The organism is Candidatus Paralachnospira sp. LCP21S3_A2, assembly GCF_052118925.1.
Taxonomy (GTDB): Bacteria; Bacillota; Clostridia; order Lachnospirales; family Lachnospiraceae; genus Lientehia.
In genome coordinates, this window is the sequence record NZ_JBQKGG010000003.1 from 227,515 (window position 1) to 253,016 (window position 25,502).

Sequence of the window (25,502 nt, forward strand, 5' to 3'; positions counted from 1 at the left end):
ACCTGGCAGCGGAGAAAACTATGAGGAATGAACTATCGCTTCGGGCATACGGAAAGATCAATCTTGGCCTGGATGTCCTCAGAAAGCGGGAAGATGGATATCATGAAGTAAAGATGATCATGCAGACCGTGAGCCTTTATGATCAGATCAGGTTAAGACGGGAAAAGAAACCGGGAATCCGAATCCGGACGAATCTTCCGTATTTGCCGACCGGTGAGGGAAACCTGGTTTATAAGGCAGCGGAGCTTCTTATGAAAGAGGCGGGGATTCCGGATGGGCTTTTCATTGATCTTTATAAAAAGATCCCCGTTGCGGCAGGCATGGCGGGCGGCAGCAGTGACGCGGCGGCCGTTCTGGTTGGAGTAAACAGGCTGTTTGGCCTGCAACTGTCAAAGAAACAGCTGGAGGAGCGGGGGGTAACGCTGGGAGCGGATATTCCGTATTGTATTATGAGAGGAACAGCCCTTTCTGAGGGAATCGGAGAAAAGCTGACCAGGCTGGCGTCCATGCCGGACTGTCATATCCTGCTGGCGAAACCGCCGATCAGTGTTTCAACGAAGTTTGTGTATAGTAATCTGAAAGCGGCAGAGCTTTCATACCATCCGGATATTGACGGCATGGTGCAGGCACTCGCAGATCAGGATCTTCCGGGAGTTCTTTCCCGGATGGGAAATGTGCTGGAAACGGTGACGATCCCGGCGCATCCGCAGATTGGCATCATCAAAGAACGGATGCTGGAGGCAGGTGCAAAGCAGGCACTGATGAGCGGGAGCGGGCCGACTGTATTTGGGATTTTTTCGGAAAAGGAACAGGCGGAGCGGGCCGGAAAACAGATCCGGCGCGAGGGTCTGGCAAGACAGATCTATACCGTAAAGCCGTATCATACAAAGGGAGAAAGCGGAGGTAACCGATGGACGGGCTCAAGGTAAATGAGAATGAGTATCTTCCCCTGCGGGATGTGGTATTTAACACCCTGAGGCGGGCGATTTTAAGAGGTGAGCTGGTTCCGGGGCAGCGCCTGATGGAGATCCGGCTTGCCGATCAGATGGGAGTCAGCAGGACTCCTGTAAGAGAGGCAATCCGAAAGCTGGAGCTGGAGGGGCTGGTGGTAATGGTCCCGCGAAAAGGCGCGGAGGTTGCCCATATCTCCGGGAAAAATTTAAGAGATGTGCTGGAGGTACGCCGTGCACTGGAGGAGCTGGCGGGTGAGCTGGCCTGTGAACGGATGAGCGCAGAAGATTTTAAAAAGCTGGAGCAGGCAAACCTTAAGTTTGCATCGGTTCTTGACAGTGATGATATTACCGTTTTAGGGCAGGCCGATGAGGAGTTTCACGGTCTGATCTATCAGGCGACAGACAATGACCGACTGGTTCAGATGGTGAACCATCTTCGGGAGCAGATGTACCGTTATCGGATCGAACATCTGAAAAACAAGTCCCAGAGAACCATTCTTCTCCAGGAGCACCAGGATATCATGCGGGCACTGGCGGCGAGGGATGTGGAAGCCGTGCGGAGGGCAATCCGGGCCCATATTAACAAACAGGAAGCGCAGATCGCAAAGATGATCAAGGAGCAGAGCAATGACCTTTAAAGAAAAGTATCTGGCCGGCGAGCTGGAATTCGAGGAGATCGATGATTATATCGCCCGCTGGAATGAAAGCGATGATACCAGAACCCTGAGAGAATACCTGGGGCTGAACGCCGATGAAGAGGATGTCTGGATCGACGACAGCGATGAGGCATTAAAGGAAATGCTGGACAAGCAGAAAAAATAAACGGGTTAAAACAGCCGTTTCAGCCATTCGCCCAGCCGGAATCCGGCCTGAGGCTTCTGATGGAGGAGGCTTTCGTAGGTGTCGGCCTGTAAGGTGCCCCGCAGAGCGGCCTTGGAAGAATCAGGCACAATACTATATGTGGAATCGATAAAACAGAGAGAGGGATAGAGCACGCACCACCAGTTCTTTCCCTCTCCTTTTCCGATAATGACCCGGAAGGCGTCGTATGTTCCACTGGGGAAGGTCATGTCGCCGTATGTCTTTGTCGGGAAATACCATGGCTCCAGACGGAATTCTACCGGATAATCAAAGCCGTTTTGCCGGACGATCCGGCAGGCAGTTTCCTGAAGCAGTGCCTCATGGGAGGACAAATAGGCTTTTGTATCGGAAAGATCGGCGTCGTCTGGGAGTTCCTCGTTGATCTCCTGCAGCAGGGCGTCCCGAACCTTTCGTTTTAAGGCCTGATCCTCCTCGGAATCGCTGTTGGCAAGGACATGGAACCGCAGGACATGATCGGCGAGATCGGACTGGATCTGAACCGCCTTTTTTTCAGTGAGGATGACCAGGATCATAGTTCCGGTACATAAAAGAACCAGCAGGATTCGAAGATATATGGATTTTCGCAGCTTCATAAAATAATTCCCCCTTCCGTTTGAATATCCAGAGTATATCCATTTTCCGGGATTTCTTTCAATTAGACGTTGAAGAAACGGGAAAAGCAGGGTACAATGGGAAAGAAACCGAAAACCAAAGAAGAACGATCATCAAAGGCAGATTAAAACTGAAATTAGAATAGAAAGAAGGAATCAAAATGGAAAAGCAGACCGTAGCAGTGCTCTTTGGCGGACAGTCCTCTGAGCATGAAGTTTCCTGCGTATCCGCAGCGACTGTGATTGATCATATTGACCGTGAGAAGTACGAGGTGGTTCTCATCGGAATTACAAAAGAAGGAAAATGGCTTCTTACGGAATCCGTGGATGCGATCCGCTCCGGAGAATGGAAAAACGGCAGGGTCCGGGCAGTTCTGTCACCGGATGCCGAAATGAAAGCGGTTCTTCTCATTGACGGCGACCATGTGGAGACGAAGAAGCTTGATGTGGCATTCCCGGTGCTCCATGGCCTTTATGGCGAGGATGGAACGATTCAGGGAATCTTTGAGCTGGCGGGAATCCCCTATGTGGGCTGCGGCGTGCTCGCTTCCGCTGTTTCCATGGATAAGCTGTATACGAAGATCATTGTCGATACGCTGGGAATCCGTCAGGCAAAGTATGTGGCAGTCCGGAAGGAAGAGCTGAAGGATCCGGATGCGGCAGCGAAAAAAGTGGAAGCAGTCCTTTCTTATCCGGTCTTCATTAAGCCCTGTAATGCAGGCTCCTCCCAGGGTGTTTCCAAAGCCCATGACCGGGAAGAACTGAAAACAGGACTTCTCGGCGCGGCAAAGCACGACCGGAAGATTCTGGTGGAGGAGACCATTGTAGGCCGTGAGATCGAATGTGCAGTCCTGGGCGGCAGCGAGGTACAGGCGACCGGAGTCGGCGAAATCCTGGCGGCGGCTGATTTCTATGATTATGAAGCGAAGTATCATAATGCGGAGTCCAAGACAGTCCTGGATCCGGAGCTTCCGGCAGAAACTGTGGAGGAGATCCGGAAAGACGCAGTGGCGATTTTCAAAGCAGTGGACGGATTCGGCCTGTCCCGCGTGGATTTCTTTGTGACAAAAGACACCGGAGAAGTGGTATTCAATGAGATCAATACCCTTCCCGGCTTTACATCCATCAGCATGTACCCCATGCTCTGGGAGAACCGGGGACTTTCCAAGTCCCAGCTCATTGATAAGCTGATCCGCATGGCGTTCTCCAGAAAGGAGAATTAAATGTCCAGCAATGCACCAATCGGCGTGTTTGATTCCGGTGTCGGCGGTCTGACCGTGGCACGGGAGATTATGCGCCAGCTTCCGGAGGAACGGCTGATCTATTTCGGTGATACGGCGAGACTTCCTTACGGAAGTAAATCGAAAGCAACCATTATCCGTTATTCCAGACAGATTCTCCGCTTTCTGGAATCGCAGAATGTCAAAGCCATCGTGGTTGCCTGTAATACGGCGACGGCTCTGGCGCTTCCGGTGCTTCAGGCAGAGGCAACGGTCCCGGTTCTTGGAGTGATCGATGCGGCAGCCAGGGTGGCCAGTGAGAAGACGAGAAACGGCCGGGTCGGCGTGGTGGCAACGACGGCTACCATTGAGAGCAGTATGTATACCAAGGCGCTGAAGGCCTGTAATCCGAAGATCCAGGTCTACGGAAAGGCCTGTCCGCTTCTTGTGCCGCTAGTGGAGGAGGGCTGGATCCATGATTCCATCACGGAGGAAGTGGTAAACCGCTATATTAAAGATATGGAATATAAATCCATCGATACCCTGATCCTGGGCTGTACCCATTACCCGCTTCTGCGTTCCACGTTCCGCCGTGTGGTGGGTGAAAATGTGATACTGGTCAATCCGGCCTATGAGACAGCCATGGAGCTTGGGCGGGTTCTGGAAAAGCTGGATCTTTCCTGTGATGAACAGGTAACGCAGGCGGGAGAAAAGTATGAATTTTTCGTCAGTGATGCCGAGGAACGGTTCTGCGCGTTTGCAAATTCGATTCTGCCTTATGACATTGAGGCGGTGAAGCAGGTCAACATTGAGGAAGAAAACGAGTAGCAGGAGGGAAGGATGCAGAAGGAAGTCCTGATATTCATGACAAGTGTCCAGCGCGGCGGAAGCGTTGGCGAGGATAAACTGGAGATTATCACAGCCGGTCAGTATCATTTTAAGAATGGAAAGCATTATGTGACTTATGATGATGTCTCCGAGGACGGACGGACAAGGGAACGGAATATCATCAAGATCCGGAATGACCGGGCGGAGGTGATTAAAAAGGGTGAAACCAGCGTTCACATGATCTTTGAGAAGGATAAGAAAAATGTTTCCTGCTACGATGTACCGTACGGGAAGATGATGGTGGGACTGGAAACCAGCCGGATGGAAGTCACCGAGGAGGAAAATCTTCTGAACCTGCGGCTGGAATACCGGCTGGAGATGGACGATCAGCACATTGCGGACTGTCTGGTGGAGATCCGGGTGGAATCCAAGGATACCTGCAAGGTGGATCTGTCTTAGGAAAACTTACGCAGAGCAGCGATCTCTTCTTCGCGCAGCGGGCGGTACTGTCCCGGAGGAAGCGTTTCGTCCAGCGTAAGACTTCCCATGGAAAGACGTCTTAAATAAAGAACCGGTTTACCGACAGCCTGGAACATGCGCTTGACCTGGTGGAATTTTCCCTCGTGGATGGTAAGCTCCACTTCGCTGACCGGACCGGAGGACAAAAGCGCTGCCCTTGCCGGGAGCGTGAGCCGGTCCTCTCCGATGTCTACGCCGGCTTCCAGTCTGGAACAGTCGTCTTCCGTCACAGCACCGTCGGCACGGACAAAGTAGGTTTTGTCCACATGGTGACGAGGGGAGAGCAGACGATGGGCCAGAGCGCCGTCGTTGGTGATCAGCAGAAGCCCTTCAGTATCCTTGTCCAGTCGTCCCACCGGAAACAGGTCTTTTCCGGGAGCGCCCTTTAAAAGCGAGAGCACTGTGGGCGCAGTGTTGTCATCGGTGGCTGAGACATAGCCGGACGGTTTGTTTAACATATAGTAATAAAATTCAGTGTAGGAGAGTACGGTTCCCTGGAAAACGATAAGATCGGTTTCCGGGGATATTTTTTGTTCCGGCTTTCTGGCCGGTTCACCGTTGACGGTCACCAGGCCCTTTTTCAGAAAGCCTTTTACCTGGCTTCTGGTGCCGGCTCCGGCATCGGCGAGAAATTTATCAAGTCTGACTTGTTTTGACATAGGGACTCCTTTATGAATTAGACAGAACCGGTCGGATACAGGCGCTGGTTGAATACAGGCGCTGGTCGGATTCAGACTCTGGTTGGATTCAGGCTTCGGCTGGATCAATGCTGCGGCTGAAAAAGGCCAGCCCGAAGGCAAGAAGAGCACAGACTGCGCAGTTCCAGAAGACGGAACGGCTTCCTGCCAGGTCGTAAATTCCTCCGAACAGCAGACTGAACAGCGCCCGTCCGCCCATGAATACCGCATTATAAACGGAAGCGGCAAGTCCGATGGAGGTTTCGGGAACGACTTTATGGATATACTGAACATTGAGGCCGGTGGTGCAGGCACTTGTCAGAAAGCACATACAGGCGGCCAGGAAAAACAGCGGGACACTGTCGAATACGGCAAACAGGACCATTCGGAGTCCGAGAGCACCGGCGGAGATGAGGAACAGCCGACGGAAGCCAAGCTTCGGCAGCAGGAGCCTGTTTAATAACAGAAGAAACAGGATCTCCGGTGCCGCGCCGATGATGGAATAAATGCTCACCAGATATTCGGCTCCGTGGAGAACGGAAACCAGGTGGAGGGAGGCGTAGGTATTAACCGCTTCGGCCAGAGCTCCGGTCAGCAGAGCAAAGATTACGATCAGAAGATAGCGGCGGTTTTTCAGCAGTACGCCGAGAGAACCGCGGGACGCGCTGTGTTCGGAAAGGTGTCCGGACTGCGCAGAGGCGCTGCTGGCGTTTTTTATTCCGGGGAGAAAGACTATATTCACCAGAGAGCAGGCCATAGCGCCCATGAAAAAGCGGAAAAATATATGGTCCAGACCGAACCGGCGGACCAGGAAGGCACAGAGGGCACTTCCGGTGATCCAGCCCACACAGCCGAAGCAGCGAATGCTGCCGTAGGGCTGTCCGTAGTCGCTGCAGTAGCGGATGGTCTGGGTATCTGCCATGGCAAGGATTGAGCAGCGGTTCAGCTCAAAGCCGATGCCCATGACGATCAGCAGAAAAAAGCCGGTCTGCATGGAAAGCAGGAAGGAAAACAGGATTGTTCCGGCACTGCAGACCATGAGGATCTCCCGGTACTTCCCGGTGCGGTCGCCCAGGGCTCCGTAGAGCGGCATGACCACCAGCCCGGCGATCATGGATACCGAGAGAAAGCAGCCGATCTGGAAGCCGCTTAGATGGAGATACTGCTCCAGATAGACACTGATATAAGAATCATAGCAGCACAGGGCAATCAGGGTCAGGAGATAGTAGAGACGATAGAGATTGGAACGAAGCGCAGGTCTGTTCATAAAATTTTCCTTTTCTTCTTATTATAATTATAAACGGATACCTTATTATAACAGGAGGGAATGAAGAGGGTCAAGCAGAGCAGAGAATCTCGAAGTAAATAAGCAGGATAATGGATATGATTGACGCAGAAACCGGATTCGGTTAAAATAAACCCTGGAAGGAGACGAGGCAGCTATGGCACAGAGAATACCAGGGCCGGGGGAGTTTTACCGGCATTTTAAAAATCGACTGTATCAGATCGTGGCGGTGGCGGAGCACTCCGAGACCGGAGAGGCAATGGTGGTCTACCAGGCGCTTTACGGAGAATTTAAGATCTATGTCCGTCCGCTGGAAATGTTTCTGGAGGAGGTGGATCATGATAAATATCCCCGCGTGACCCAGAAATACCGGTTTGAACCGGTGAACATGGCGGAGACCGGAAAACGGCAGGAGCAGATTTCTCATGCAGAAGAAGACGAAAGCCGGAAAACAGCACGCCGGACAGAACCGGAACGAAGAACTTCGGAAGAACGAATGAAGCGGGAGGCAGAGGAAAAACAGGCGCTTCTGGATACCTGGAAGGAGGTCAGCGGACTTTCGGATTTTGAGGATTATGAGGAAGCCGATGAGATGGCCGAGCAGGAGAGCGTGGTGATCCCCCGGAGCGGACGGGCGGAGGAGACGGAGGATGATCTCTGGGAATCCTTGACCGACGAGGCGGTGGAGGCTGCAAAGGGGCAGGGAGAGGAGGAAGAGACAACCGACGAGGTGAATCCCCATTTTCTGGATTTCCTGGAGGCACGGACTTTTGAATCCAAGGCAGTGATCCTGGAGACCATGCGGGAGGAGCTGGATGATGAGCTTATCGACGGCCTGGCCATGGCTGTGGATGTGGAGATCCCGGCCGGTCCGATCGAGGAACGGTATCATCAGCTTCGCCAGTGCCTGGAGACTATGGCGAAGTATGAGGACACAAGGCTGCGCTGAAAACAGCCTGTCCCGGTAACGGTGGTCTGCTTCACAGAAAGCCGGTTTCTGTGAAAAAACAGATAAGTTTTACCTGATATTTGCAGGTTGGCTCTTGACATGGAGAAAATCCAACTATATAATAGTAAGGCGTGCGAAAAATGCAATTGTATTTTGGTGCGCAAAAACAGACACTTAACCAATATCACAGGAGGTGAAAAACATGCCCACATTCAACCAGTTAGTAAGAAAGGGTAGACAGACATCCGTAAAGAAAGCAACCGCTCCCGCTCTGTTAAAGGGTTTCAACTCTTTAAAGAAGAAGGCAACCGATGAGGCTGCTCCTCAGAAGAGAGGCGTCTGCACAGCAGTAAAGACCGCTACCCCCAAGAAGCCTAACTCAGCACTTAGAAAGATTGCCAGAGTACGTCTTTCCAATGGTATCGAAGTAACAAGCTATATCCCCGGCGAAGGCCACAACCTTCAGGAGCATAGCGTTGTTCTGATCAGAGGCGGCCGTGTAAAGGACCTGCCCGGTACCAGATACCATATCGTCAGAGGAACCCTCGATACCGCAGGTGTTGCCAACAGACGTCAGGCCCGTTCCAAATACGGCGCTAAGAGACCGAAGAAGTAAGGCAGTCAGTAAGATTTGTATTAGTGCACGGAATGTAGCATATTTTTCCCTGTGAGACGGGTCCAATATAGTTAGCATGACCGGGCGCGAACATACAAGCGTGTGAGTACCGACGATTTAATTCTAATAATTAAGGAGGGAAGTAACGTGCCTCGTAAAGGACATACCCAGAAAAGAGATGTTTTAGCAGACCCGCTTTACAACAATAAGGTTGTTACAAAGCTGATCAACAATATCATGTTGGACGGCAAGAAGGGTGTTGCACAGAAGATTGTGTACGGCGCTTTTGAGCAGGTTGAGGAAAAGACCGGAAAGCCCGCACTGGAAGTTTTTGAAGCAGCAATGAACAATATCATGCCTGTACTGGAAGTAAAGGCAAAGCGTATCGGTGGTGCAACCTATCAGGTACCCATCGAGGTTAAGCCCGAAAGACGTCAGGCGCTGGCTCTGCGCTGGATCACTCTGTTCTCCCGTAAGAGAGGCGAGAAGACCCAGGAGGAGAGACTGGCAAACGAGCTTATGGATGCAGCAAACAACACTGGTGCAGCCGTAAAGAGAAAAGAAGACATGCACAAGATGGCAGAGGCCAACAAGGCGTTTGCACATTACAGATTCTAAAAGGAGGGAAATCCCTTGGCTGGAAGAGAATATCCATTGGAGAGAACCAGGAACATTGGTATCATGGCTCATATCGATGCGGGTAAAACCACTCTTACAGAGCGTATCCTGTACTACACAGGCGTAAACTATAAGATCGGTGATACTCACGAAGGTACAGCTACCATGGACTGGATGGAGCAGGAGCAGGAGAGAGGTATCACAATTACTTCCGCTGCAACCACCTGTCACTGGACTCTGGAAAAGGAAACAAAACCGATGCCGGGCGCTCTGGAGCATCGTATCAATATCATTGATACCCCCGGACATGTTGACTTCACCGTTGAAGTTGAGCGTTCTCTGCGTGTACTGGATGGTGCCGTAGGTGTGTTCTGTGCAAAGGGCGGTGTTGAACCTCAGTCAGAAACTGTATGGCGCCAGGCCGATAAATACAACGTTCCCAGAATCGCATTCATCAACAAGATGGATATCCTGGGTGCAAACTTCTACAATGCAGTAGATATGATCAAGACCCGTCTTGGTCACAATGCAGTACCTGTTCAGCTTCCGATCGGCAAGGAGGATGACTTCAAGGGCGTCATCGATCTGTTCGAGATGCAGTCCTACATCTATGAAGATGAGAAGGGCGATAAGATCTCTCTGGAGCCCATTCCGGACGATATGAAGGAACAGGCAGAAGAATACAGAACTGCCATGATCGAAGCAATCTGTGAAACAGATGACGATCTGATGATGCAGTATCTGGATGGTGATGAGCCCTCCACAGAAGACCTGAAGAAGGCTCTGAGAAAGGCTACCATCTCCGTAGAAATCATTCCGGTACTCTGCGGTACCGCATACCGCAACAAGGGTGTTCAGAAGCTTCTGGATGCAGTTGTTGAGTATATGCCCGCACCTACCGATATCCCCTCCATCAAGGGAACCGACATGGACGGCAATGAGGTTGTAAGACATTCTTCTGATGAAGAACCCTTCTCCGCACTTGCGTTCAAGATCATGGCAGATCCCTTCGTTGGAAAACTGGCATTCTTCCGTGTTTACTCCGGAACCATGAATGCAGGCTCTTATGTGCTGAATGCAACAAAGGGCAAGAAGGAGCGTGTTGGCCGTATCCTTCAGATGCACGCAAACAAGAGAATGGAGCTTGACAAGGTTTACTCCGGCGATATCGCTGCAGCAGTAGGCTTCAAGTTCACCTCCACCGGTGATACCATCTGCGACGAGCAGCATCCGGTAATCCTGGAGTCCATGGAGTTCCCTGAACCCGTTATCGATATCGCAATCGAGCCTAAGACAAAGGCCGGACAGGACAAGATGGGCGAGGCTCTTGCAAAGCTGGCAGAAGAGGATCCTACGTTCCGTGTTTCCACCAATAAGGAAACAGGACAGACCATCATCGCCGGTATGGGTGAGCTTCATCTGGAGATCATCGTTGACCGTCTCCTTCGTGAATTCAAGGTAGAGGCAAACGTTGGTAAGCCCCAGGTTGCTTATAAGGAAACCATCACAAAGAGTGTTGACGTTGACAGCAAGTATGCAAAGCAGTCCGGTGGACGTGGTCAGTACGGTCACTGTAAGGTACGCTTTGAGCCCATGGATGCAAACGCTGAGAAGACTTACGAGTTTGTTTCCGAGGTTGTCGGCGGTGCAATCCCGAAGGAATATATCCCTGCAGTAGATGCCGGTATCCAGGAAGCAATGAAGTCCGGTATCCTGGGCGGATTTGAAGTACTCGGTGTAAGAGCTGTCTGCTACGATGGTTCCTATCATGAAGTCGACTCTTCCGAAATGGCATTCAAGATTGCCGGATCCATGGCATTCAAGGACGCTATGGCAAAGGGCGGCGCAACACTCCTTGAGCCGATCATGAGAGTCGAGGTAACAACTCCCGAGGATTACATGGGTGATGTTATCGGCGATATCAACTCCCGCCGCGGACGTATCGAAGCATTTGAGGATGTAAACGGATCCAAGCTGATCAAGGGTTATGTTCCGCTGTCCGAGATGTTCGGATACGCAACAGACCTTCGTTCCAAGACTCAGGGCCGTGCGGCATACTCCATGTTCTTCGATAAATACGAGCCCGTACCGAAGAGCGTACAGGAGAAAGTTCTTGCTGAAAGAGCGAAATAAGGCTTGAAAAAGCGTTTGTTATGCAATATAATGTTATTCAGTGTGAAACGCTGAAACGTAAATAATTGAAGCCCGCCAGGGCAAATATTAAGGAGGACTTTTAAAATGGCTAAAGCTAAATTTGACAGATCTAAGCCCCATTGTAACATCGGTACAATCGGACATGTAGACCATGGTAAAACTACTCTGACTGCTGCAATCACCAAGGTTCTGGCAGAGAGAGTTCCTGGTAATGAGAAGGTAGATTTCGAGAACATCGATAAGGCTCCCGAAGAGAGAGAGCGTGGTATTACCATTTCTACCGCTCACGTTGAGTATCAGACTGCTAAGAGACATTACGCTCACGTTGACTGCCCCGGACATGCTGACTATGTAAAGAACATGATCACCGGTGCTGCTCAGATGGATGGCGCTATCCTCGTAGTTGCTGCTACCGATGGTGTTATGGCTCAGACAAAGGAGCATATCCTTCTGTCCCGTCAGGTAGGTGTACCTTACATCGTAGTATTCCTGAACAAGTGCGATATGGTAGATGACGAAGAGCTGATCGAGCTGGTAGAGATGGAAGTTACCGAGCAGCTTGAAGAGTACGGCTTCAATGACTGCCCGATCGTTAAGGGTTCCGCTCTGAAGGCTCTGGAAGATCCCATGGGACCTTGGGGAGACAAGATCATGGAGCTGATGGACACTGTAGATTCCTACATTCCCGATCCTCAGCGTGATACTGACAAGCCTTTCCTGATGCCTGTAGAGGATATCTTCTCCATCACCGGTCGTGGTACTGTTGCAACCGGTAGAGTAGAGCGTGGTGTGATCCATGTATCTGATGAAGTTGAAATCGTTGGTATTAAGGAAGAGACCCGTAAGGTAGTTGTTACCGGTGTTGAGATGTTCCACAAGCTGCTTGACGAAGGCCAGGCTGGTGATAACATCGGTGCTCTGCTCCGTGGTGTTCAGAGAAATGAAATCGAAAGAGGACAGGTTCTGGCTAAGCCCGGTACTGTTACCTGCCATAAGAAGTTTACCGCTCAGGTATACGTTCTTACCAAGGACGAGGGTGGCCGTCATACTCCTTTCTTCAACAACTACAGACCTCAGTTCTACTTCAGAACAACTGACGTAACCGGCGTTGTAAACCTTCCCGAAGGTACTGAGATGTGCATGCCTGGCGATAACGTAGAGATGACCATCGAGCTCATCCACCCCATCGCTATGGAGCAGGGTCTTACATTCGCTATCCGTGAGGGTGGCCGTACAGTAGGATCTGGCCGTGTTGCTTCTATCATCGAGTAATTTCGATAAGCAACGAGCAGTGCGAAGCCGAGAGTTGTGTTTGCTGGGAGCTTGCTCACAGTGAGGCAGCATTGCATATATAAAATAAACGTACCGAAAGGTGCATGTGCTCAAACGTAAGATGCCCCGGAACCGAAAGGTTTCCGGGGTTTTTCTGTACTGAAAAAAATACAAAAAAAACCTTGCATTTTTGAAGAGGCTTGTGTATAATATATCATGCTGTGGCATGATAGCGATGAAGCGTGAGGTTGCTGCCCACTGTGGCAGGTTTTTCCGCGGAGCGAATGTCAAGTTAGGAAACTGGCGACAAGTCACTGTACAAACAGAATCATCTACAACAGGTAAAGAAGTAGAAATGACGTGTGTAGGAATTGATGATACACACGGGAGAGTGTACAGTCACCGCTTGTCGTACTTACATTGAAAAGTGCGAAAAGGAGGCGACTTTTTTTATGGCAAGTCAGGTAATGAGAATCACATTAAAGGCTTATGACCACCAGCTGGTAGATCAGTCCGCTGGTAAAATCATCGACACTGTAAAGAAAACCGGATCTCAGGTGAGCGGACCTGTGCCGCTGCCCACCAAGAAGGAGGTTGTAACAATCCTTCGTGCAGTCCACAAGTACAAGGATTCCAGAGAACAGTTCGAGCAGAGAACTCATAAGAGACTCATCGACATCACGGCTCCCACTCAGAAGACCGTAGATGCACTTTCCAGACTGGAAATGCCTGCCGGTGTTTACATCGACATCAAGATGAAAACAAAGTAATTCCATTAAGAAAATCCAGAATTGGTTTCGGCCTGTTCTAGGATGATTGCCCAGGTGGTAATCCGCTGTAGAATAACAGGAGGTAGAAAATGAAGAAAGCGATTTTAGCGACAAAGGTTGGAATGACCCAGGTCTTCACAGAAGACGGCGCGCTCGTTCCTGTAACGGTTCTTCAGGCTGGTCCCTGCGTAGTAACTCAGGTGAAGACAGTTGAGAACGACGGTTACGCAGCAGTTCAGGTAGGTTTCGCAGATAAGAGAGAGAAGCTTGTAAACAAGCCTCTGAAGGGCCACTTTGATAAGGCCGGCGTTTCCTATAAGAGATATATCAGAGAGTTCAGATTTGAGAACGCAGCTGACTACAAGCTGGCTGACGAGATCAAGGCTGATATCTTCGCAGCAGGCGACAAGGTAGACGCAACCGCGATCTCCAAAGGTAAAGGCTTCCAGGGCGCCATCAAGCGTCACGGACAGCACAGAGGACCTATGGCTCACGGTTCCAAGTTCCATCGTCATGCAGGTTCCAACGGCGCTGCATCTGATCCCAGCAAGGTATTCAAGGGAAAGAAGATGCCCGGTCAGATGGGTAACAAGAAGATCACGATCCAGAATCTTGAGATTGTACGCGTAGATGCTGAAAACAATCTGCTTCTGGTAAAGGGCGCTGTACCCGGACCGAAGAAGTGCATGGTAACCATTAAGGAAACTGTAAAGACGGTTTAAGGTTTATACTTGGAAAGGAGGAACACACAGATGGCAAACGTATCTGTTTACAATATGGAAGGCAAAGAAGTTGGTACTTTAGAGCTGAATGATGCCGTGTTCGGTGTAGAAGTAAACGAGCACCTGGTACACCTGGCTGTAGTTAGCCAGCTTGCAAACAATCGTCAGGGAACACAGAGTGCCAAGACACGCTCTGAAGTAAGCGGCGGTGGAAAGAAGCCCTGGAGACAGAAGGGAACCGGTCATGCAAGACAGGGTTCAACAAGAGCTCCCCAGTGGACCGGCGGCGGAATGGTATTTGCTGTAAAGCCCAGAGAGTACACAATCAAGTTAAATAAGAAGGAAAGAAGACTGGCGCTCAAGTCTGCCCTGACTTCCAGAGTAGCTGAGAACAAGTTCATCGTTCTCGATGAGCTGAAGCTTGATGAGATCAAAACAAAGGCAATGAAGAACGTTCTTGACAACGTAAAGGCTCCCAAGGCTCTCGTTGTTATGGCTGAGAAGAACGAGAACGTGATCAAGTCCGCTAACAACCTTGAAGGTGTTAAGACTGCTCTTGTTTCCACCATCAATGTATATGATATCCTGAAATACAACACAGTCGTTACCACAAAGGCTGCTGTTGCAGCAATTGAGGAGGTATACGCATAATGGCAGATATTAAGTATTATGACGTGATCTTAAAACCCGTCGTTACAGAGAAGTCCATGAACCAGATGGCTGAGAAGAAGTACACATTCCTGGTGCATGTAGATGCTAACAAGTCCATGATCAAAGAAGCAGTTGAGAAGATGTTTGCAGGAACCAAGGTTGAGTCCGTAAACACCATGAACTGCGAAGGCAAAGAGCGCAGAAGAGGCCGTACATCCGGCAAGACTGCTGCAACAAAGAAAGCAATCGTTAAGCTGACTGCTGACAGTGCAGATATCGAGATCTTCGAGGGACTGTAAGACGAAAGCAGCTTGGCGAATCCATCCGCAGCGTTTGAAATAACTATACGGCGAACGTTATGCCGTGACAAAACACACTCGAGAGAGTTGTACAGTAGAAAGGAGAAAGGAAATGGGAATTAAAACATATAATCCCTATACACCTTCCAGAAGAAACATGACCGGCTCTGATTTCTCTGAGATCACAAAGAAGACTCCGGAGAAGTCCTTATTGGTTTCTCTGAATAAGAATTCCGGTCGTAATAATCAGGGTAAGATCACTGTGAGACACCGTGGAGGCGGCTCCAGAAAGAAATACAGAATCATCGACTTCAAGAGAAGAAAAGACAATATCCCCGCAACTGTAATCGGCATCGAATACGATCCCAACAGAAGCGCAAACATCGCTCTGATCTGCTACGCAGACGGCGAGAAGGCATATATCCTGGCACCTGAAGGACTGAAGGACGGAATGAAGGTTATGAGCGGTTCCGAAGCAGAAGCTAAGATCGGCAACTGCATGGAGCTGAAGGACATCCCGATCGGTACTCAGGTACACAACATCGAGCTGTACCCCGGTGCAGGCGGACAGATGGTTCGTTCTGCCGGCGTAAGCGCACAGCTCATGGCAAAGGAAGGCAAGTACGCAACACTCCGACTTCCCTCCGGTGAAATGAGAATGGTACCCATCATCTGCCGCGCAACCATCGGTGTCGTAGGCAATGGCGAGCATTCCCTGATTAACATTGGTAAAGCAGGACGTAAGCGCAACATGGGCATCCGTCCCACAGTCCGCGGTTCTGTTATGAACCCCAACGACCATCCTCATGGCGGTGGTGAAGGTAAGGCTGGTATCGGTCGTCCCGGTCCCTGCACTCCTTGGGGCAAGCCTGCTCTGGGTCTCAAGACCAGAAAGAAGAATAAGCAGTCCAACAAGTTAATCGTAAGACGTCGCGATGGCAAGACCATTAAGTAATTCGGATAAGAAGGAGGTAAACCAATGGCACGTTCATTGAAAAAAGGACCGTTTGCAGATGCTCATTTATTAAAGAAGGTAGATGAGATGAACGCAGCAGGACAGAAGCAGGTTATTAAGACCTGGTCCCGCCGTTCCACTATTTTCCCGCAGATGGTTGGACATACAATCGCAGTACACGACGGCAGAAAGCATGTTCCGGTATATGTTACTGAGGACATGGTAGGCCATAAGCTTGGCGAATTCGTTGCAACCAGAACCTACAGAGGTCACGGCAAAGACGAGAAGAAGAGCAAGCGCTAATCGGGAAATAGAGAAAGGAGGTTTTATCCATGGCTAAGGGACATAGAAGCCAGATTAAAAGACAGAGAAACGAGAACAAAGATACAAGACCTTCAGCAACACTGTCTTACGCAAGAGTATCTGTTCAGAAGGCATGCTTCGTATTAGATGCCATCAGAGGCAAAGACTTAAATACTGCAATCGGTATTGTTACCTACAATCCCAGATATGCTTCTACTTTAATCAAGAAATTACTGGAATCTGCAAGAGCAAATGCAGAGAACAACAATGGTATGAACCCCGACAATCTTTTTGTTGAGGAGTGCTACGCAAACAAGGGGCCGACCATGAAGAGAATCAAACCGAGGGCAAAGGGCAGTGCTTACAGAATCGAGAAGAGAATGAGCCACATCACTGTTGTGCTGAATGAGAGATAAGGAGGACAATAATGGGACAGAAAGTTAATCCTCATGGCTTAAGAGTCGGCGTGATTAAGGATTGGGACTCCAAGTGGTATGCGGAAGCTGACTTTGCCGACAACCTGGTTGAGGACCATAAGATCAGAGTATATCTGAAGAAGAAGTTATACAGCGCAGGCGTTTCCAAGATCGAAATCGAAAGAGCGTCTGACCGCGTTAAGGTTATCATCTACACTGCAAAGCCCGGTATTGTAATCGGTAAGGGCGGTGCTGAGATCGAAAAGCTGAAGGCTCAGGTTCAGAAGATGACCGACAAGAAGCTTTTCATCGACATCAAGGAAGTTAAGAGACCCGATAAGGATGCACAGCTCGTTGCAGAGAGCATTGCTCTTCAGCTTGAGAACCGTATCTCCTTCCGTCGTGCTATGAAGTCCACCATGAGCAGAACCATGAAGGCTGGCGCTCTTGGTATCAAGACCTGCGCTTCCGGCCGTCTGGGCGGTGCTGATATGGCACGTACCGAGTTCTACAGTGATGGAACCATCCCGCTGCAGACATTAAGAGCTGACATCGATTATGGCTTCGCTGAGGCAAATACCACATACGGCAAGGTTGGCGTAAAGGTATGGATCTACAAAGGCGAGGTTCTTCCGGCTAAGAAGGAAGGAGGAGCTAAATAATGTTAATGCCCAAGAGAGTTAAACGTCGTAAACAGTTCCGCGGAACCATGGCTGGAAAGGCCATGAGAGGCAACAGAATCAGCAATGGTGAGTTTGGTCTTGTTGCAACTGAGCCCGCATGGATCAGATCCAATCAGATCGAGGCTGCCCGTATTGCTATGACAAGATATATCAAGCGTGGCGGTAAGGTTTGGATCAAGATTTTCCCCGATAAGCCCGTAACTACGAAACCGGCTGAAACCCGTATGGGTTCTGGTAAAGGATCTCTGGAATACTGGGTAGCAGTTGTTAAGCCCGGCCGTGTAATGTTTGAGATCGCAGGTGTACCCGAGGAAACAGCCAGAGAAGCATTACGTCTTGCTATGCACAAGCTGCCAGTAAAATGTAAAATCGTTTCTCGCGCAGACTTAGAAGGCGGTGATAACAGTGAAAATTAATAAGTATGTAGAAGATTTGAAGACAAAATCAGCTGCAGAATTAAACGAAGAATTAGTAGCTGCTAAAAAGGAACTTTTCAACCTGAGATTTCAGAATGCAACCAACCAGCTGGATAACACAAGCAGAATCAAAGAGGTTCGCAAGAACATCGCCAGGATTCAGACCGTGATTACCGCAAAGGCTGCTGAGTAGTCATAAGCGCTATGAAAGGAGAAAAATCCGTGGAAAGAAATTTAAGAAAGACTCGTACCGGTAAGGTTGTAAGCGACAAGATGGATAAGACTGTCGTAGTTGCAATCGAGGACCATGTAAAACATCCTTTATACGGCAAGATCGTTAAGAGAACTTACAAGCTGAAAGCACATGACGAAAAGAACGAGTGTGGTATCGGCGATACTGTAAAAGTAATGGAAACAAGACCTTTATCCAAGGATAAGAGATGGAGACTTGTCGAGATCATTGAAAAGGCGAAATAAGCTTTTCATTCGACTGAAAGGAGAAATAACATGATTCAGCAGGAAACAAGACTGAAGGTGGCCGACAACACCGGTGCCAAAGAGCTCCTTTGCATCCGTGTTATGGGTGGCTCCACCAGAAGATATGCAAGCATCGGCGATGTAATCGTTGCTTCCGTTAAAGACGCCACACCAGGCGGCGTTGTAAAGAAGGGCGATGTGGTAAAGGCCGTTGTTGTACGTACTGTAAATAGCACCCGCCGTAAGGACGGTTCCTATATTCGTTTCGACGAGAACGCTGCTGTCATCATCAGAGATGACAAGACCCCCAGAGGAACCCGTATTTTCGGGCCTGTTGCAAGAGAGCTGAGAGAGAAACAGTTCATGAAGATCGTTTCCCTGGCTCCCGAAGTACTGTAAGGAGGGACTTAAGGATGGCAACCATGAAAATTAAAAAAGGCGATATGGTAAAAGTAATCGCCGGTAAAGATAAGGATAAGGAAGGCAAGGTTGTTAAGGTTGATCACGAGAACGGCCGCGTAGTCGTTGAGGGAATCAACATGCTGACAAAGCACACGAAGCCCAGCGCTCAGAATCAGCAGGGCGGCATCGTGAACGTAGAGGGCGCAATCGATGCTTCCAACGTAATGCTCCTGGTAGACGGCAAGGCAACAAGAGTAGGCTTCTCCGTAGAGAACGGGAAGAAGGTTCGTGTTGCAAAGTCCACAGGTAAGGTAATCGACTAATCACGGAAAGGAGGTCAGAAAAGTTGGCTAGATTAAAGGAATTATACAACAGCGAGATCAAAGACGCTATGATGAAGAAATTCGGCTATAAGAACGTTATGGAGATCCCGAAGCTTGAGAAGATCGTCATCAACATGGGTGTCGGCGAAGCAAAGGAGAACGCAAAGGTTCTTGACACAGCCGTTAAGGATATGGAAACCATCACCGGCCAGAAGGCAGTCCTGACAAAGGCTAAGAAGTCTGTTGCAAACTTCAAGATCAGAGAGGGTATGGCAATCGGCTGCAAGACAACCCTTCGCGGTGAGAAGATGTATGAGTTTCTTGATCGTCTCGTAAACCTGGCTCTGCCCCGTGTACGTGACTTCCGCGGCGTAAATCCCAACGCTTTCGACGGCAGAGGAAACTACGCTTTAGGTATCAAGGAACAGCTGATTTTCCCTGAGATTGAATATGATAAGGTTGACAAGGTAAGAGGTATGGACATCATCTTTGTTACAACAGCAAAGACCGATGAAGAAGCCCGTGAACTGTTAAGATTATTCAATATGCCTTTTGCAAAATAATAGGAGGAAAATCAAATGGCTAAAACTTCAATGAAGATTAAGCAGCAGAGACCGGCGAAGTTCTCCACCAGAGAGTACAGCCGCTGCCGTATCTGCGGACGTCCCCATGCTTACCTTAGAAAATACGGAATCTGCAGAATCTGCTTCCGTGAATTAGCATACAAGGGCGAAATCCCCGGCGTAAAGAAAGCCAGCTGGTAGGCATTGAGCACTTAGCGAGTTCGAGCCGCAGGCGATGAACGAGGTTAGTGCGAAAGCCCTTCCCGAACCTTAGCGAAGTCAAGCCGTAAGGCGCCGGCTGAGCTTAGTTGAGGGAAGAAACCCCAGACACTTAGCAAGTTCGAGCCGCAGACAGCTAACCTGAATTTATAAACAATCCCTCTCAATCCCCGTCCGGGGATTTGACTGGGTTCGGCGGTCGGGATTCCGGCCCCGGCATGAACCATTTTCAACAAGTTTTCGTTGATCATATAAAGGAGAAAAACAATGACGATGAGCGACCCTATTGCAGATATGCTTACAAGAATCCGTAATGCAAATACTGCGAAGCATGATACAGTAGATATCCCCGCATCCAAGATGAAGCTTGCAATTGCAAACATTCTGGTAGATGAGGGATACCTTGCAAAGTATGACCTCGTTGAGGACGGCGCTTTCAAGACAATCCGCGCTACTTTAAAGTATGGCGCAGATAAGAACGAGAAGATCATCACCGGTCTGAAGAGAATTTCCAAGCCTGGTCTTCGTGTATACGCAGGCAAGGAAGAGCTTCCCAAGGTACTGGGTGGTCTCGGCATCGCAATCATTTCCACCAACAAAGGTGTGATGACTGATAAAGAAGCAAGAGTACAGGGCGTAGGCGGAGAAGTATTAGCTTTCGTTTGGTAGGCATTGAGCACTTAGCGAATTCGAGCCGACAGGCACTTTTGCTTCATGTTGATAGTGAAGAGTGAACGGCTTATCCGGGCCGCCTGCTCGCGCGATTAACAGAAACTATTAACTAATTTATTTAAGGAGGTACGGGCATGTCACGTATAGGTAGAATGCCAATCGCGGTACCGGCTGGTGTAACAGTTGATATTGCAGAAAATAACAAAGTAACCGTTAAGGGTCCCAAGGGAACACTGGAGAGAGTTCTCCCTGCTGAGATGGATATCAAGCTGGAGGATGGTCATATCGTAGTTACCAGACCCAACGACTTAAAGAAGATGAAGTCCTTACACGGCTTAACCAGAAGCCTGTTAAACAACATGGTTCACGGTGTTACCGAAGGATATGAGAAGGTTCTTGAGGTAAACGGTGTTGGTTACAAAGCGCAGAAGCAGGGCAAGAAGCTGGTTCTGTCCCTGGGTTACTCCCATCCTGTTGAAATGGAAGATCCCGAAGGTCTTGAGTCCGTAGTTGACGGCCAGAACAAGATTGTCATCAAGGGTATCGACAAAGAGAAGGTTGGCCAGTACGCTGCCGAGATCAGAGACAAGAGACGTCCTGAGCCTTATAAGGGCAAGGGCATCAAGTATGCTGATGAGGTAATCAGACGTAAGGTCGGCAAGACAGGTAAGAAATAATAGATAGGAGGAGTGACAAGAATGATTAGCAAGGAATCAAAGACGGAAATCCGTCGCAGCAAACATAGAAGAATCCGTAATCGTTTCACCGGCACAGCTGAAAGACCTCGTCTTGCTGTGTTCAGAAGCAACAATCACATGTATGCTCAGATCATTGATGATACAGTTGGTAATACGTTAGTATCTGCCTCTACATTGCAGAAGGATGTAAAGGCTGAGCTTACCAAGACCAACAATGTGGAAGCTGCTGCTCATCTTGGAACTGTAATCGCAAAGAAAGCTCTGGAAAAGGGTATCACCACAGTTGTATTTGACCGTGGAGGATTCATTTACCAGGGTAAGATTCAGGCGTTGGCTGAGGCGGCTCGTGAAGCTGGCCTTGAATTCTAATTGAGGAGGAGAATACACACATGAAACGTACCATTATTGATGCCAGCCAGTTAGAGCTGACAGATAAAGTAGTTGCCATCAAGCGTGTATCCAAGACTGTTAAGGGCGGACGTACAATGCGTTTTACCGCACTGGTAGTTGTTGGTGACGGCAACGGACATGTGGGAGCAGGCATGGGCAAGGCTGCTGAAATTCCGGAAGCAATCCGCAAGGGTAAGGAAGCTGCAGTAAAGAACATGATCGAGATCCCCGTAGACGAAAACAGAAGCATTCCCCATGACTTCATCGGAAAATTCGGAAGTTCCTGCGTACTTCTCAAGAAAGCTCCCGAAGGTACTGGTGTTATCGCCGGCGGCCCCGCTCGTAGCGTGCTGGAGATGGCTGGCATTAAGAACATCAGAACAAAGTCCCTGGGTTCCAACAACAAGCAGAACGTTGTTCTCGCAACCCTGGAGGGCCTGAAGGCTCTGAAGACACCCGAAGAAGTTGCCAAGAAGCGCGGCAAATCGGTTGAAGAGCTGATCGGCTAAAGGAGGAAACGAAAATGGCAGAGAAATTAAAGGTAACACTGGTAAAATCTCCCATCGGTGCTGTTCCGAAGCATAAAAAAACTGTTGAGGCTCTTGGCCTTACCAAGCTGCACAAGACAACAGAGCTTCCCGACAACGAAGCTGTCAGAGGTATGATCTGGCAGGTTAAGCATCTGGTGAAGGTAGAAGAAATCTAACAGGAGGAGGTGCACAAGATGGAGTTATCAAACTTAAGACCTGCTGAAGGCTCTAAGCACAGCGATGCTTTCAGAAGAGGCCGTGGACACGGTTCAGGAAACGGCAAGACTGCTGGTAAGGGACATAAGGGTCAGAAGGCACGTTCCGGCGCTCCCAGACCCGGTTTTGAAGGTGGTCAGATGCCTTTATACAGAAGACTCCCTAAGAGAGGCTTCACTAACAGAAATTCCAAGGTAATCGTAGGCATTAACGTTGATGTTCTCGAGAGATTCGATAACGATACCATTGTAACAGTAGAAATGCTGAAGGAATGCGGTGTGATCAAGAACCCCAGAGATGGTGTCAAGATTCTTGGCAACGGTGAATTAACCAAAAAGCTTACGGTTCAGGTAAACGCTTTCAGTGAGGGCGCAAAAGCAAAGATTGAAGCTGCTGGTGGAAAAGCAGAGGTGATCTAATATGTGGAAGACACTCACAAACGCATTTAAGATCAAGGAAGTACGGAAAAGAATCATCTACACGTTCCTCATTCTGATTGTTGTGCGAATCGGAGCTCAGCTCCCGATTCCGGGTGTTAATACGACATATTTTGCTACTTGGTTTGCAAGCCAGTCCGGTACGGCGTTCAATTTCTTTGACGCCATGACCGGCGGCTCCTTTACACAGCTTTCTGTGTTTGCGTTAAGCATTACCCCCTACATTACATCCTCCATTATCATTCAGCTTCTGACGATTGCAATTCCGAAGCTGGAAGAGATCCAGAAGGAGGGGGAAGAGGGAAGAAAGTTCATCGCCAAGCTGACCCGTTATGTGACTATCGGCCTGGCTCTGATCGAGTCTACCGCAATGACCATCGGCTTCGGCCGTTCCGGTCTGCTGGTAAACTTCACCTGGTACAATGTGATCATCGTGATCGTAACCATGACCACCGGCAGTGCAATGTTGATGTGGCTTGGTGAGCGGATCACAGATAAGGGAATCGGAAACGGTATTTCCATTGTCCTTCTGATCAACATCTTATCCGGCCTGCCCAACGATTTCGTAACGCTTTACGATCGTTTCCTCAAGGGCAGTTCCATTGCAAAGGGAGCTCTTTCCCTGGTGATCATTCTTGCAGTGATCCTGGCAATGGTTTGCTTTGTTGTTGTTCTTCAGGATGGTGAGAGACGGATTCCGGTTCAGTATGCAAAGAAAATGCAGGGCAGAAAGCTTTACGGCGGACAGTCCAGCAATATTCCGTTAAAGGTCAACACCGCAGGTGTGATCCCGGTCATCTTTGCATCCTCTCTGATGAGTTTCCCGGTGGTGATCGCCCAGTTCTTTAATGTGGATTATTCCACTGTCGGTGGACGGATCCTTTTAGGACTTTCCTCCTCCAACTGGTGCAAGCCGTCTGATCCGATCTTAAGCATCGGACTTCTGGTTTACATCTTACTGATCGTGGCATTTGCTTATTTCTACACCTCGATCACCTTCAATCCGATCGAGATTGCAGATAACATGAAGAAGCAGGGTGGATTTATCCCCGGTATCCGTCCGGGCCGTCCCACTTCTGATTATTTAAACAGGATCCTGAACTACATCGTATTTATTGGTGCCGCAGGCCTGATCATCGTTGCAGTGATCCCGATCCTGTGCTCGGGCCTCTTTAATATCGGCTCGCTTTCCTTCGGAGGAACATCGATTATCATTATCGTCGGTGTAATTCTGGAGACACTGAAGCAGGTAGAATCTCTTATGCTTGTGAGATACTACAAGGGCTTCTTAAACGACTAATCTCAGTACAAAAGAACAGTCCCGGCAGGAGCATTGTCTTCTGCCGGTGTCCTGGACTTTAGCAGTGATTCCTATTCCGTTACAGGAGGAAATGACATGAAGATCATTATGCTGGGAGCGCCGGGAGCAGGAAAGGGAACCCAGGCAAAGAAAATTGCCGACAAGTACGGGATTCCTCATATTTCCACAGGCGACATCTTCCGCGCCAACATCAAAAACGGTACGGAGCTTGGCAAAAAGGCAAAGGCTTATATGGATCAGGGGGCTCTGGTTCCCGATGAACTGGTTGTAGATCTGGTGGCTGACAGGGTAAAACAGCCTGATTGCGAAAAGGGATATGTCCTTGACGGATTTCCGAGAACCATTCCCCAGGCAGAAAGCCTGGACAGTGTGCTGGCATCCATGGGACAGAAGATTGATTATGCGATCAACGTAGAAGTGCCTGATGAGAACATTGTCCGGAGAATGTCCGGCAGACGGGCATGCGTCGGCTGCGGTGCAACGTATCATGTTGTTCATGCTCCGACCAGGCTTGAGGGTGTATGTGACCGCTGCGGCGAGAAACTGATCCTCCGGGATGATGACAAACCGGAAACAGTAACAAAGCGGCTTTCCGTATACCATGAGCAGACCCAGCCCCTGATTGACTATTATGGAGCAAAAGGAAGCTTAAAGGAAGTAGACGGCACTATGGACATGGAAGATGTTTTTGCGGACATCTGCAATATATTAGGAGAGTAGAAGTGGCAGTTACCATCAAATCAGAAAGAGAAATCGAATTGATGAGAGAAGCCGGACGGCTCCTTGCCAGGACCCATGTGGAACTTGCGAAAGAACTCCATGCTGGAATGACGACAAAGGAAGTCGATAAGATCTGCGAAGAGATTATCCGAAGCTACGGCTGTATCCCGTCGTTCCTGAATTATGAGGGATTTCCGGCATCGGTGTGTGTATCCATCAACGATGAGGTTGTCCATGGAATCCCCAGAAGAGACCGGGTGCTCCATGACGGCGATATTGTAAGCCTGGATACCGGTCTGATCTATAAGGGCTATCAGTCAGATGCAGCCCGCACGTATGGAATTGGAGAAGTATCTGCGGAAGCAAAGAAGCTGATGGAGGTTACCGAGCAGAGCTTTTTTGAGGGAATCAAGTTTGCGAAGGCAGGGAATCACTTAAATGACATCGGAACCGCGATCCAGAAATACTGCGAATCATTCGGCTACGGTGTCGTAAGAGATCTGGTTGGCCATGGAATCGGTACGGAAATGCATGAAGCACCGGAAATTCCGAACTTCGATATGGGAAGACGGGGAATCAAGCTCCGCGCCGGAATGACACTGGCGATTGAACCCATGATTACACTGGGACGGTATGATGTGGCCTGGAGCGATGACGACTGGACGGTCGTTACCGAGGATGGTTCGCTGGCCTCCCATTATGAGAACACGATCCTCATCACCGAAGGTGAGCCGGAAGTCCTGTCACTGTAGAGGT

The 25,502-nt window shown here is 49.5% G+C and carries 37 protein-coding genes and 1 pseudogene; 35 read left to right on the forward strand and 3 right to left on the reverse strand.

Annotated features, from left to right (window positions below; genetic code table 11):
* Positions 1-20 precede the first annotated feature (20 nt).
* Genes ispE through ACTQ3K_RS04330 form a run of 3 tightly spaced genes read left to right on the forward strand, consistent with a single transcriptional unit; the run spans position 21 to position 1,775 of the window.
* The gene (gene ispE, locus ACTQ3K_RS04320) at positions 21-929 is read left to right on the forward strand and encodes a 4-(cytidine 5'-diphospho)-2-C-methyl-D-erythritol kinase (RefSeq protein ID WP_441565906.1); all 909 of its coding nucleotides are present in this window, start codon (positions 21-23) and stop codon (positions 927-929) included.
* A complete protein-coding gene (locus ACTQ3K_RS04325) occupies positions 911-1,591 on the forward strand; it encodes a GntR family transcriptional regulator (RefSeq protein WP_441565904.1) in 681 nt (226 codons plus the stop codon). The genes ispE and ACTQ3K_RS04325 overlap by 19 nt, the downstream gene beginning before the upstream one ends.
* Entirely contained in the window at positions 1,581-1,775 is a 195-nt protein-coding gene (locus tag ACTQ3K_RS04330) for a hypothetical protein (protein WP_441565902.1), read from the forward strand. The genes ACTQ3K_RS04325 and ACTQ3K_RS04330 overlap by 11 nt, the downstream gene beginning before the upstream one ends.
* A gap of 5 nt (positions 1,776-1,780) precedes the next feature.
* Here ACTQ3K_RS04330 and spoIIR read toward each other — a convergent pair whose 3' ends face one another.
* Positions 1,781-2,407, reverse strand: a complete 627-nt coding sequence (spoIIR, locus tag ACTQ3K_RS04335; protein WP_441565900.1) for a stage II sporulation protein R — start codon at positions 2,405-2,407, stop codon at positions 1,781-1,783.
* A 179-nt stretch (positions 2,408-2,586) separates the two neighbouring features.
* On the opposite strand from spoIIR, the gene ACTQ3K_RS04340 reads away from it, so the two are divergent.
* The 3 genes from ACTQ3K_RS04340 to ACTQ3K_RS04350 are packed head-to-tail and all read left to right on the forward strand — an operon-like array spanning position 2,587 to position 4,932.
* On the forward strand, positions 2,587-3,648 hold the full coding sequence (locus ACTQ3K_RS04340; RefSeq protein ID WP_441565898.1) for a D-alanine--D-alanine ligase family protein: 1,062 nt from the start codon (positions 2,587-2,589) through the stop codon (positions 3,646-3,648).
* Entirely contained in the window at positions 3,649-4,473 is an 825-nt protein-coding gene (gene murI / locus ACTQ3K_RS04345) for a glutamate racemase (RefSeq protein ID WP_441565896.1), read from the forward strand. It begins immediately after the preceding gene.
* 12 nt (positions 4,474-4,485) lie between these two features.
* Positions 4,486-4,932 (forward strand): DUF1934 domain-containing protein, encoded by a 447-nt coding sequence (locus ACTQ3K_RS04350; protein WP_441565894.1) that lies wholly within the window; start codon positions 4,486-4,488, stop codon positions 4,930-4,932.
* Here the strand turns inward: ACTQ3K_RS04350 and ACTQ3K_RS04355 are convergent.
* Positions 4,929-5,651 (reverse strand): pseudouridine synthase, encoded by a 723-nt coding sequence (locus ACTQ3K_RS04355; RefSeq protein ID WP_441565892.1) that lies wholly within the window; start codon positions 5,649-5,651, stop codon positions 4,929-4,931. The genes ACTQ3K_RS04350 and ACTQ3K_RS04355 overlap by 4 nt on opposite strands.
* A gap of 88 nt (positions 5,652-5,739) precedes the next feature.
* Positions 5,740-6,936 carry an MFS transporter gene (locus ACTQ3K_RS04360; protein WP_441565890.1) on the reverse strand — a complete coding sequence of 399 codons (1,197 nt, stop codon included), beginning with the start codon at positions 6,934-6,936 and terminating at the stop codon, positions 5,740-5,742.
* 175 nt (positions 6,937-7,111) lie between these two features.
* Here ACTQ3K_RS04360 and ACTQ3K_RS04365 point away from each other — a divergent pair.
* The 29 genes and pseudogenes from ACTQ3K_RS04365 to map form a co-directional block, all read left to right on the forward strand.
* Positions 7,112-7,343 (forward strand): annotated as a pseudogene (locus ACTQ3K_RS04365) (DUF1653 domain-containing protein); the annotation flags it as partial.
* A 762-nt stretch (positions 7,344-8,105) separates the two neighbouring features.
* Positions 8,106-8,519, forward strand: a complete 414-nt coding sequence (rpsL, locus tag ACTQ3K_RS04370) for a 30S ribosomal protein S12 (protein WP_441565888.1) — start codon at positions 8,106-8,108, stop codon at positions 8,517-8,519.
* Between the two features lie 147 nt (positions 8,520-8,666).
* Positions 8,667-9,137: a 30S ribosomal protein S7 gene (gene rpsG / locus ACTQ3K_RS04375; protein WP_441565886.1), complete on the forward strand. Its 471-nt coding sequence runs from the start codon at positions 8,667-8,669 to the stop codon at positions 9,135-9,137.
* Positions 9,138-9,152: 15 nt separating this feature from the next.
* Positions 9,153-11,270, forward strand: a complete 2,118-nt coding sequence (gene fusA, locus ACTQ3K_RS04380; protein WP_441565884.1) for an elongation factor G — start codon at positions 9,153-9,155, stop codon at positions 11,268-11,270.
* A 105-nt stretch (positions 11,271-11,375) separates the two neighbouring features.
* Positions 11,376-12,563 carry an elongation factor Tu gene (gene tuf / locus ACTQ3K_RS04385; RefSeq protein WP_441565882.1) on the forward strand — a complete coding sequence of 396 codons (1,188 nt, stop codon included), beginning with the start codon at positions 11,376-11,378 and terminating at the stop codon, positions 12,561-12,563.
* Between the two features lie 452 nt (positions 12,564-13,015).
* Positions 13,016-13,333, forward strand: coding sequence for a 30S ribosomal protein S10 (gene rpsJ / locus ACTQ3K_RS04390; protein WP_441565880.1), 318 nt, complete (start codon positions 13,016-13,018; stop codon positions 13,331-13,333).
* 89 nt (positions 13,334-13,422) lie between these two features.
* Entirely contained in the window at positions 13,423-14,055 is a 633-nt protein-coding gene (gene rplC / locus ACTQ3K_RS04395) for a 50S ribosomal protein L3 (RefSeq protein WP_441565878.1), read from the forward strand.
* A 30-nt stretch (positions 14,056-14,085) separates the two neighbouring features.
* Positions 14,086-14,706: a 50S ribosomal protein L4 gene (gene rplD, locus ACTQ3K_RS04400; RefSeq protein ID WP_441565876.1), complete on the forward strand. Its 621-nt coding sequence runs from the start codon at positions 14,086-14,088 to the stop codon at positions 14,704-14,706.
* Positions 14,706-15,005, forward strand: coding sequence for a 50S ribosomal protein L23 (rplW, locus tag ACTQ3K_RS04405; RefSeq protein WP_441565874.1), 300 nt, complete (start codon positions 14,706-14,708; stop codon positions 15,003-15,005). Before rplD ends, rplW begins: the two co-directional genes overlap by 1 nt.
* Positions 15,006-15,117: 112 nt before the next feature.
* Positions 15,118-15,960 (forward strand): 50S ribosomal protein L2, encoded by an 843-nt coding sequence (rplB, locus tag ACTQ3K_RS04410; RefSeq protein ID WP_441565873.1) that lies wholly within the window; start codon positions 15,118-15,120, stop codon positions 15,958-15,960.
* Between the two features lie 24 nt (positions 15,961-15,984).
* Positions 15,985-16,263, forward strand: a complete 279-nt coding sequence (gene rpsS / locus ACTQ3K_RS04415) for a 30S ribosomal protein S19 (RefSeq protein WP_283231457.1) — start codon at positions 15,985-15,987, stop codon at positions 16,261-16,263.
* A gap of 29 nt (positions 16,264-16,292) precedes the next feature.
* A complete protein-coding gene (gene rplV / locus ACTQ3K_RS04420) occupies positions 16,293-16,679 on the forward strand; it encodes a 50S ribosomal protein L22 (protein ID WP_441565870.1) in 387 nt (128 codons plus the stop codon).
* Between the two features lie 11 nt (positions 16,680-16,690).
* Entirely contained in the window at positions 16,691-17,341 is a 651-nt protein-coding gene (rpsC, locus tag ACTQ3K_RS04425) for a 30S ribosomal protein S3 (RefSeq protein ID WP_441565868.1), read from the forward strand.
* Complete coding sequence (gene rplP, locus ACTQ3K_RS04430; protein ID WP_441565866.1) at positions 17,341-17,778, forward strand: 50S ribosomal protein L16; 438 nt, start codon at positions 17,341-17,343, stop codon at positions 17,776-17,778. Before rpsC ends, rplP begins: the two co-directional genes overlap by 1 nt.
* Positions 17,768-17,971: a 50S ribosomal protein L29 gene (rpmC, locus tag ACTQ3K_RS04435; RefSeq protein WP_441565864.1), complete on the forward strand. Its 204-nt coding sequence runs from the start codon at positions 17,768-17,770 to the stop codon at positions 17,969-17,971. Before rplP ends, rpmC begins: the two co-directional genes overlap by 11 nt.
* Positions 17,972-17,982: 11 nt before the next feature.
* Positions 17,983-18,255: a 30S ribosomal protein S17 gene (rpsQ, locus tag ACTQ3K_RS04440; RefSeq protein WP_441565862.1), complete on the forward strand. Its 273-nt coding sequence runs from the start codon at positions 17,983-17,985 to the stop codon at positions 18,253-18,255.
* Between the two features lie 30 nt (positions 18,256-18,285).
* Complete coding sequence (rplN, locus tag ACTQ3K_RS04445; RefSeq protein ID WP_191446617.1) at positions 18,286-18,654, forward strand: 50S ribosomal protein L14; 369 nt, start codon at positions 18,286-18,288, stop codon at positions 18,652-18,654.
* Positions 18,655-18,668: 14 nt separating this feature from the next.
* A complete protein-coding gene (gene rplX / locus ACTQ3K_RS04450) occupies positions 18,669-18,980 on the forward strand; it encodes a 50S ribosomal protein L24 (RefSeq protein ID WP_441565860.1) in 312 nt (103 codons plus the stop codon).
* Between the two features lie 23 nt (positions 18,981-19,003).
* Positions 19,004-19,543 (forward strand): 50S ribosomal protein L5, encoded by a 540-nt coding sequence (rplE, locus tag ACTQ3K_RS04455; protein WP_441565858.1) that lies wholly within the window; start codon positions 19,004-19,006, stop codon positions 19,541-19,543.
* 15 nt (positions 19,544-19,558) lie between these two features.
* Positions 19,559-19,744: a type Z 30S ribosomal protein S14 gene (locus ACTQ3K_RS04460; protein WP_441565856.1), complete on the forward strand. Its 186-nt coding sequence runs from the start codon at positions 19,559-19,561 to the stop codon at positions 19,742-19,744.
* A 285-nt stretch (positions 19,745-20,029) separates the two neighbouring features.
* A complete protein-coding gene (gene rpsH / locus ACTQ3K_RS04465) occupies positions 20,030-20,431 on the forward strand; it encodes a 30S ribosomal protein S8 (RefSeq protein ID WP_441565855.1) in 402 nt (133 codons plus the stop codon).
* 137 nt (positions 20,432-20,568) lie between these two features.
* On the forward strand, positions 20,569-21,111 hold the full coding sequence (gene rplF / locus ACTQ3K_RS04470; RefSeq protein ID WP_441565853.1) for a 50S ribosomal protein L6: 543 nt from the start codon (positions 20,569-20,571) through the stop codon (positions 21,109-21,111).
* A gap of 21 nt (positions 21,112-21,132) precedes the next feature.
* A complete protein-coding gene (gene rplR, locus ACTQ3K_RS04475; RefSeq protein WP_441565851.1) occupies positions 21,133-21,501 on the forward strand; it encodes a 50S ribosomal protein L18 in 369 nt (122 codons plus the stop codon).
* Between the two features lie 20 nt (positions 21,502-21,521).
* On the forward strand, positions 21,522-22,031 hold the full coding sequence (gene rpsE / locus ACTQ3K_RS04480; protein ID WP_441565849.1) for a 30S ribosomal protein S5: 510 nt from the start codon (positions 21,522-21,524) through the stop codon (positions 22,029-22,031).
* 14 nt (positions 22,032-22,045) lie between these two features.
* Positions 22,046-22,228: a 50S ribosomal protein L30 gene (gene rpmD, locus ACTQ3K_RS04485; RefSeq protein ID WP_441565847.1), complete on the forward strand. Its 183-nt coding sequence runs from the start codon at positions 22,046-22,048 to the stop codon at positions 22,226-22,228.
* Positions 22,229-22,246: 18 nt separating this feature from the next.
* Positions 22,247-22,687, forward strand: coding sequence for a 50S ribosomal protein L15 (rplO, locus tag ACTQ3K_RS04490; RefSeq protein WP_441565846.1), 441 nt, complete (start codon positions 22,247-22,249; stop codon positions 22,685-22,687).
* 1 nt (position 22,688) lies between these two features.
* Positions 22,689-24,005, forward strand: a complete 1,317-nt coding sequence (secY, locus tag ACTQ3K_RS04495; protein ID WP_441565844.1) for a preprotein translocase subunit SecY — start codon at positions 22,689-22,691, stop codon at positions 24,003-24,005.
* Between the two features lie 96 nt (positions 24,006-24,101).
* Positions 24,102-24,746 carry an adenylate kinase gene (locus ACTQ3K_RS04500; RefSeq protein ID WP_441565842.1) on the forward strand — a complete coding sequence of 215 codons (645 nt, stop codon included), beginning with the start codon at positions 24,102-24,104 and terminating at the stop codon, positions 24,744-24,746.
* A 2-nt stretch (positions 24,747-24,748) separates the two neighbouring features.
* A complete protein-coding gene (gene map / locus ACTQ3K_RS04505) occupies positions 24,749-25,498 on the forward strand; it encodes a type I methionyl aminopeptidase (RefSeq protein ID WP_441565840.1) in 750 nt (249 codons plus the stop codon).
* The last annotated feature ends 4 nt before the right edge of the window (positions 25,499-25,502 follow it).

Bases quoted from the DNA above. Each gene is read 5' to 3' on its own strand.
- rplR (WP_441565851.1), top strand. From the start codon at position 21,133: ATGATTAGCAAGGAATCAAAGACGGAAATCCGTCGCAGCAAACATAGA.
- rplN (WP_191446617.1), top strand. From the start codon at position 18,286: ATGATTCAGCAGGAAACAAGACTGAAGGTGGCCGACAACACCGGTGCC.
- rplC (WP_441565878.1), top strand. From the start codon at position 13,423: ATGAAGAAAGCGATTTTAGCGACAAAGGTTGGAATGACCCAGGTCTTC.
- ACTQ3K_RS04330 (WP_441565902.1), top strand. From the start codon at position 1,581: ATGACCTTTAAAGAAAAGTATCTGGCCGGCGAGCTGGAATTCGAGGAG.
- rpmD (WP_441565847.1), top strand. From the start codon at position 22,046: ATGGCAGAGAAATTAAAGGTAACACTGGTAAAATCTCCCATCGGTGCT.
- rpsQ (WP_441565862.1), top strand. From the start codon at position 17,983: ATGAAAGGAGAAAAATCCGTGGAAAGAAATTTAAGAAAGACTCGTACC.
- rpsH (WP_441565855.1), top strand. From the start codon at position 20,030: ATGACGATGAGCGACCCTATTGCAGATATGCTTACAAGAATCCGTAAT.
- ACTQ3K_RS04350 (WP_441565894.1), top strand. From the start codon at position 4,486: ATGCAGAAGGAAGTCCTGATATTCATGACAAGTGTCCAGCGCGGCGGA.
- rpsL (WP_441565888.1), top strand. From the start codon at position 8,106: ATGCCCACATTCAACCAGTTAGTAAGAAAGGGTAGACAGACATCCGTA.
- tuf (WP_441565882.1), top strand. From the start codon at position 11,376: ATGGCTAAAGCTAAATTTGACAGATCTAAGCCCCATTGTAACATCGGT.
- rplO (WP_441565846.1), top strand. From the start codon at position 22,247: ATGGAGTTATCAAACTTAAGACCTGCTGAAGGCTCTAAGCACAGCGAT.
- rpsC (WP_441565868.1), top strand. From the start codon at position 16,691: ATGGGACAGAAAGTTAATCCTCATGGCTTAAGAGTCGGCGTGATTAAG.
- rplV (WP_441565870.1), top strand. From the start codon at position 16,293: ATGGCTAAGGGACATAGAAGCCAGATTAAAAGACAGAGAAACGAGAAC.
- rplB (WP_441565873.1), top strand. From the start codon at position 15,118: ATGGGAATTAAAACATATAATCCCTATACACCTTCCAGAAGAAACATG.
- rplD (WP_441565876.1), top strand. From the start codon at position 14,086: ATGGCAAACGTATCTGTTTACAATATGGAAGGCAAAGAAGTTGGTACT.
- rplX (WP_441565860.1), top strand. From the start codon at position 18,669: ATGGCAACCATGAAAATTAAAAAAGGCGATATGGTAAAAGTAATCGCC.
- ACTQ3K_RS04500 (WP_441565842.1), top strand. From the start codon at position 24,102: ATGAAGATCATTATGCTGGGAGCGCCGGGAGCAGGAAAGGGAACCCAG.
- ACTQ3K_RS04325 (WP_441565904.1), top strand. From the start codon at position 911: ATGGACGGGCTCAAGGTAAATGAGAATGAGTATCTTCCCCTGCGGGAT.
- ispE (WP_441565906.1), top strand. From the start codon at position 21: ATGAGGAATGAACTATCGCTTCGGGCATACGGAAAGATCAATCTTGGC.
- murI (WP_441565896.1), top strand. From the start codon at position 3,649: ATGTCCAGCAATGCACCAATCGGCGTGTTTGATTCCGGTGTCGGCGGT.
- rplF (WP_441565853.1), top strand. From the start codon at position 20,569: ATGTCACGTATAGGTAGAATGCCAATCGCGGTACCGGCTGGTGTAACA.
- ACTQ3K_RS04460 (WP_441565856.1), top strand. From the start codon at position 19,559: ATGGCTAAAACTTCAATGAAGATTAAGCAGCAGAGACCGGCGAAGTTC.
- spoIIR (WP_441565900.1), bottom strand. From the start codon at position 2,407: ATGAAGCTGCGAAAATCCATATATCTTCGAATCCTGCTGGTTCTTTTA.
- rpsS (WP_283231457.1), top strand. From the start codon at position 15,985: ATGGCACGTTCATTGAAAAAAGGACCGTTTGCAGATGCTCATTTATTA.
- rplW (WP_441565874.1), top strand. From the start codon at position 14,706: ATGGCAGATATTAAGTATTATGACGTGATCTTAAAACCCGTCGTTACA.
- rpsJ (WP_441565880.1), top strand. From the start codon at position 13,016: ATGGCAAGTCAGGTAATGAGAATCACATTAAAGGCTTATGACCACCAG.
- secY (WP_441565844.1), top strand. From the start codon at position 22,689: ATGTGGAAGACACTCACAAACGCATTTAAGATCAAGGAAGTACGGAAA.
- rpsE (WP_441565849.1), top strand. From the start codon at position 21,522: ATGAAACGTACCATTATTGATGCCAGCCAGTTAGAGCTGACAGATAAA.
- ACTQ3K_RS04355 (WP_441565892.1), bottom strand. From the start codon at position 5,651: ATGTCAAAACAAGTCAGACTTGATAAATTTCTCGCCGATGCCGGAGCC.
- ACTQ3K_RS04360 (WP_441565890.1), bottom strand. From the start codon at position 6,936: ATGAACAGACCTGCGCTTCGTTCCAATCTCTATCGTCTCTACTATCTC.
- rplP (WP_441565866.1), top strand. From the start codon at position 17,341: ATGTTAATGCCCAAGAGAGTTAAACGTCGTAAACAGTTCCGCGGAACC.
- ACTQ3K_RS04340 (WP_441565898.1), top strand. From the start codon at position 2,587: ATGGAAAAGCAGACCGTAGCAGTGCTCTTTGGCGGACAGTCCTCTGAG.